Below are 6,165 nucleotides of genomic sequence, written 5' to 3'. Positions count from 1 at the left end.
AATATTGCGCGAAAGCTTTGATAATTTGATCATCTTTGTCTCCTGACAAACATTAATTAAACATCATCTGTGTCCCATTTTACGCAGCCTTTCTGAACTGAAACCTGCTGCGTAAAATCCGCTTATGTGTCGCAGTTGAATCTCGGGGGGTGATAAAAAACACTCTTGAAGCACTCAGATTTAACCGGTACGTGCTCTGTAAAATCGGGACGCGAGCATCCAACCAGGGCAAAATCCTGCAACTTGTTCTTTTGATTCTACATCATCAGAGAGTCATGGCTTAGTATTTAAGAGACAATGGTTATATTTTTGTTAAGAATCGCACAACTTTAAAAAGTTTCTTAAAAAAGATCCTGTTTCAAAGCACTACACAGACCATGAAAAACGGGAGATTTTGTATAAAAGTATACATGACGGCTTAGTTTTTTATTTAACAAAATATTAACAACTAATCAAACGAGATCTCCCGGAAGCCGGAACTTCTGTTTTTCCGTGGAAATGCCCATTTCCTCTATGTCCTCGTACCCAAAGCTCCGCAATTCCCGTACCAGATCCTTTAAGAGATACTCCGGAGCCGAAGCTCCTCCGGTAATGCCAATCACCTGGTTTCCGAAAATCATTTCCGGCAGAAGCTCCGTATAATCATTTATCAGAAAGGCCCTTGTTCCCTCATGCTCAGCCACCTCCCGGAGTCTGTTGGAATTAGAGGAATTCCGAGATCCCACCACCAGCACCACATCAGCCTTCTTTGCCAGATCCTTCACTGCGCTCTGGCGGTTCTGAGTGGCATAGCAGATATCATTGAGCCCCGGTCCCTGAATATTCGGGAAACGGGTTTTGAGCTCCTTGATGGTATCGGCGGTTTCGTCAACGCTCAGGGTCGTCTGGGTTACAAAGCTGATCCTGTCCGGATTTCTGACCTGAAGATTTTCAATATCCCGGTGATTTACCACAAGGTAAATGCCGCCGTTTTCGTTTTTGTACTGCCCCAGGGTGCCCACCACCTCCTGATGACCGGCATGACCGATCATGATCACCTCTTCCCCCTGCTGAGAGAGACGGCGCACCTTGCGATGCACTCTGTCCACAATGGGACAGGTGGCATCATAAACCCTGAGCTTGCGGGCTTGGGCCAGTTCCTCCACCTCCGTGGTTACCCCATGAGCGGAAAACACCGCAATGCTGCCCTCCGGAATATCCATAAGACAGTCGGTAAATACCACGCCCTTCTTTTTGAGATCATCCACCACGTGCTGGTTATGCACCACCTCATGAAAAACGTACACCGTCTCAGAAGGGTACTTTTCCAGAACCTTTTCCACCGTCTCTATGGCCCGGCTCACCCCGGCGCAAAAGCCATGGGGAACCGCAATAATAATTTTCTTCTGAGAGTCCATCTTAAAAAGCTTCCTTAAAAACGCAGCCTGACAAACCGGTGAACAAAAACCCCGCAAAAGGAGTTTTCTGCGGCCATTATCCTTCACCGATCGCTATCCCGGGCGATCATTCTCCGGCTCTTATTCCGGCTTATTTTCCGACTCCGGCTTCCTGACAAATATTTCGCAGATCATAATCACCGCCACTCCGGTGCAAACTCCGCAGTCGGCAATATTAAAGGCCGGATAGTGATGTGTGCCAACGTAGAAATCCAGAAAATCAATAACATAACCGTAAACCAGACGATCATAAAGATTTCCCAGAGCTCCGCCGATAACGAGAGCATATCCCGTATTCAGAAACCAGCGCTGCCGGGGGGTTTTCCGGAGGAGATAAACCAGAAACAGGCTCACCAGCACGGCAATGCTGCTGAAAAGCCACTTCTGCCAGCCGGGATAGTCAGCCAGAAAGCTGAAGGCCGCTCCGTGATTATGCACATGAATTATTCTGAAAAACCCGTCAATCACCGAAATAGCAGCCTCAGCGCTGTAGGGCTCCATGCTGTCAATAATCCAGGTTTTTGATAAATAATCCAGAAGAATTACCCCCAGAGTCACTGCGAGATACCAGATCCCGGACTCCTTTAAAGAAATGCTCATACCATCTTCCCGTCTTGTCATCTTTCTGTATTTTCCATCCTCCGGTAATTTTCCGGCTTTTTTCCGCCTTTTCAGATTCAGACTTTCCAGCTTCCACCCGATACAATAAAGGCCGGAATAACACCGGCCCTTGATTCCTGATACATTATTCTGAAGCCGTCATAGGATAACGGCTGGGACATCAGGCAAACTTACGGATTTCCCCGGCGCCGTCAATATTGGTGACGCAGCGGGAGCAGACATCCTCATGACCGGGAATGGCGCCCACGGAATCCTCAAAATGCCAGCAGCGGGTGCACTTTCTGGCTGAACTGTGCTGCACCTCAAAGGCAAGACCGGCAATATCAGCATCCTTGGCCTGAGCAGGCTTCTCGGCAAGGGGACGAATAGCGCAATGGGAAACAATGAGCACATAAATAAGCTCGTTTTCCAGACGATCCAGAATCTCCTTTCTGGCATCATCGGCATAGATCACCACGTCAGCCTCCAGAGGCGAACCGATAAGGTGTTCATTCCGGGCTTCTTCCAGCTTCTTGTAAACCTCATCCCGCACCTGCTTAACCTCATGCCAGAAGGCGTCATTGAATACCGCATCCTGAGGCAGAGCGGCAAGGCCCTCGTACCACTCGGCGGTAAACACGTACTTGTCACGCTTTCCGGGCATAAAGCTCCAAGTTTCCTGAGCGGTAAAGCTGAGCACCGGAGCCATCCAGCGCACCAGAGCCTCTGCAATGTGATAAAGAGCGCTCTGACAGGATCTTCTGGCCAGACTGTCCGCTTTGGCGGTGTACTGTCTGTCCTTGATGATATCAAGATAGAAGGAGCCCATTTCCACGGAGCAGAATTCCATGATCTTCTGCACCACGGTGTGGAAATCAAAGTCATCATAGGCCTTGATGATTTCCTGCTGGAATTTGGCGGCGCAGGCTACGGCCCAGCGATCCAGAGCCACCATTTTGTCCAGGGGCACCAGATTGTCCGCCGGATCAAAGCCTTTAAGATTTGCCAGCAGGAATCTCATGGTGTTTCTGATACGACGATAGGCATCGGCGCTTCTCTTGAAAATCTCATCAGATACCGTCATATCGCCGGTATAGTCGGTGGAAGCCACCCAGAGACGGAGAACATCGGCGCCCATCTTGGCAATCACATCCTGAGGACTCACCACATTTCCGATGGACTTGGACATCTTGCGGCCCTGAGCATCCACGGTGAAGCCATGAGTAAGAACAGTCTTGTAGGGAGCCTCGTTCTTAATGGCGGTGCTGAGCATCAGGGAGGACATGAACCAGCCGCGATGCTGATCCGAGCCCTCGAGATACATGTCAGCGCTGCTGCCGTTGTACTCGCTTCTCTTGTCCACCACGGTAAAGCTGGTGGAACCGGAATCAAACCAGACATCAAGGGTATCGCTGACCTTTACATAGCGTTCCTGCTCCTCGGGAGTGAGTACCTCGGCCGGATCCAGATCCCACCAGGCCTGAATGCCGCTCTTTTCCACCCTTCTGGCCACTTCTTCGATAAGCTCCGGAGTTCTGGGATGGAGCTCCGAGGTGTCCTTGTCCGCAAAGAGAGCAATGGGAACGCCCCAAGTGCGCTGCCGGGAGATGCACCAGTCCGGACGGTTCTGCACCATGGCTTCAATGCGGTTCTGGCCCCAGGCCGGCACCCATTTAACCTGCCGGATTTCTTCCAGAGATCTCTCGCGGAGACCATGGTCGTCCATGCTGATAAACCACTGGGGAGTAGCCCGGAAAATAACAGGACTCTTGTGTCTCCAGCAGCACGGATAGGAGTGTTCGATCTTTTTGAGAGCCAAAAGCGCATTTCTTTCCTTGAGGACTTCAATGACATTCCTGTTGGCATCAAAAACATTAAGCCCGGCAAAAAATTCCACGTCCGGCAGGAATTTGCCGTCGCCCCCCACCGGGCAGTCCACCGGAAGACCGTAGCGGATGCCCACCATGTAGTCGTCAAGACCATGAGCCGGAGCGGTGTGCACAGCGCCGGTACCGGAATCATCAGTTACATGAGCGCCGAGAATTACCGGCACCTCGCGATTCAGGAAGGGATGACGGAACATGAGACGCTCGAGCTTCTCGCCCTTGGTCTCGGCCAAAACCTCATAAGCCGTAACGCCATAGCGGTTCAGGGCGGTTTCCGCAAGGCTGGCGGCAAGGATCAGCCGTTCCTTCACGGGAGCATTCACCTGAATAAGCTGATAGGTAAAATCCTTGTTGAGACAGATAGCCTGATTAGCCGGGAGAGTCCACGGAGTAGTAGTCCAGATTACCGCGCTTACGGTTCCTTCGCCCTTGTCTGCGCCGAAGGCCGCTAACACGGCATCCGGAGCGGCAGCCGTGAATTTCACGTCAATGGCATGGGAGCTCAAGTCCTTGTATTCCACCTCGGCTTCGGCCAGAGCGCTGCGGCAGTCGATGCACCAGTGAACCGGCTTAAAGCCCTTAACCAGATGACCGTTTTCCGCCACCTTGCCGAAAGCCCGGATAATATTGGCTTCGGTCTCGAAATTCATGGTGAGATAAGGATTGTCCCAGTCCCCCAGCACTCCCAGACGCTTAAAATCAGCCATCTGAGCTGCAATCTGAGACCTTGCGTACTTACGGCATTCCTCTCTGAACTCGCTGGCGGAAACCTTCTGTCCCGGCTTGCCCACCTTTTCTTCAACCTTGAGCTCAATGGGAAGTCCGTGGCAATCCCAGCCCGGAATGTAAGGAGCATCATAGCCGGACAGGGTCTTGCACTTGATAATAATGTCCTTGAGAACCTTGTTTACGGAATGGCCCAGATGAATGCTGCCATTGGCATACGGAGGACCGTCGTGCAGAATAAAGGACTTGCGGCCCTTTCTGGATGCCCTGATTTTTCCGTAAAGATCATCCTTGTACCATGCGTCAAGCATTTCCGGTTCACGCTTAGCCAGATTTCCCCGCATAGGAAAGGGAGTATCCGGCAGGTTCAAAGTATTTTTATAATCTGTCATGAGCTCAAAATCATCCCTTGTTTAAGTCTACAACAAAAACTAATCATAAAACCGGAAGCCCGGAACCCGGCAAAAGGCCGGGATTCCGCGGCATCCGGTTATTAAATCCTGCGCTATCCCGCAAGCGTCTTTTCTTCTGACTGACTGAAAAAATCCCGCGCCAAAAGCTCATCCTGCACAATCTGCTTTTTTAGCTCGTTAAGCGAAGCAAACTTTCTTTCGTCCCGGAGCTTTTTCAAAAAAGACACCTGAATTTCCTGACGATAGAGGTCTCCGCTGAAGTCAAGAATAAAGACCTCCAGTCGGGGCACCCGGCCATCCACCGTCGGCCGAATGCCGACATTGGCAATGCCGTTCCTAAGGATGCCGTCCGGAAGCCGGGCTCTTACCGCATAAACTCCGGATACCGGCACCACCCGCCTTTTCAGATTGATGTTGGCAGTGGGAAAATTAATGGTTCTCCCCAGCTCCTGACCGTGACAGACCTTTCCGGCAATGGTGTAATCCCGCCCCAGAAGCACCCGCGCCTCTTCGAGCCGCCCCTCCTCCAGACATTTTCTTATCAGAGTGGAGCTTACCCGGTCATCCAGCTTCACAAAGCTCTTAAGGCTTTCCGCAGCAAACCCGGCCTTCTGCCCGGCCTGCCTGAGAAACTCGTAATCCCCGAGGCCGAATCTCCCGAACCGAAAATCATCCCCCACTACCAGATACCGGACATGCATCTCCCGGCGGAGAATGTTAAAAACAAAATCCTCCGGGGAAACACTGGCAAGTTCGCTGTTAAACCTGAGACAGAACATTATCTCGATCCCGAGATCCCGGAACCCGAGAAACTTATCCCGAAACCTGCTCAGTCTGGCCGGAGTTTCTTTCTGAAAAAATTCCTTCGGCTGCGGCTCAAAGCACATTACCGCCGCTTTAAGCTTTCTTTTCCGGGCCTCTCGCAAAAGAGCTCCCAGAACCGCCCGGTGCCCTTCATGAAGCCCGTCAAAATTTCCGATGGTAAGAGCAAGGTCAGGCTTTTCCTCCCGCAGGCTCTCATTCCCCCTGCTGAAATGATAATGCTTTAAACTTCTCACAAGCAGCATAGCCGGAAATTCTCAAGTGGTCAGAACATCAAAACAG

General features: G+C 51.3%; 4 protein-coding genes. All 4 read right to left on the bottom strand.

Annotated features, from left to right (window positions below; genetic code table 11):
• Positions 1-452: 452 nt before the first annotated feature.
• Positions 453-1,397, bottom strand: coding sequence for a 4-hydroxy-3-methylbut-2-enyl diphosphate reductase (gene ispH / locus ACJROR_RS10385; protein WP_406546989.1), 945 nt, complete (start codon positions 1,395-1,397; stop codon positions 453-455).
• A 120-nt stretch (positions 1,398-1,517) separates the two neighbouring features.
• On the bottom strand, positions 1,518-2,036 hold the full coding sequence (gene lspA, locus ACJROR_RS10380) for a signal peptidase II (RefSeq protein ID WP_406546988.1): 519 nt from the start codon (positions 2,034-2,036) through the stop codon (positions 1,518-1,520).
• Positions 2,037-2,217: 181 nt separating this feature from the next.
• A complete protein-coding gene (gene ileS / locus ACJROR_RS10375; RefSeq protein WP_406546987.1) occupies positions 2,218-5,040 on the bottom strand; it encodes an isoleucine--tRNA ligase in 2,823 nt (940 codons plus the stop codon).
• A gap of 113 nt (positions 5,041-5,153) precedes the next feature.
• Positions 5,154-6,128 (bottom strand): bifunctional riboflavin kinase/FAD synthetase, encoded by a 975-nt coding sequence (gene ribF / locus ACJROR_RS10370; protein WP_406546986.1) that lies wholly within the window; start codon positions 6,126-6,128, stop codon positions 5,154-5,156.
• Positions 6,129-6,165 lie beyond the last annotated feature (37 nt).

It is taken from the genome of Succinimonas sp. (genome assembly GCF_045225735.1).
Taxonomy (GTDB): Bacteria; Pseudomonadota; Gammaproteobacteria; order Enterobacterales; family Succinivibrionaceae; genus Succinimonas.
Note: the sequence above shows the minus strand (reverse complement) of the source record. Positions and strands in the feature narration are given on the sequence as shown.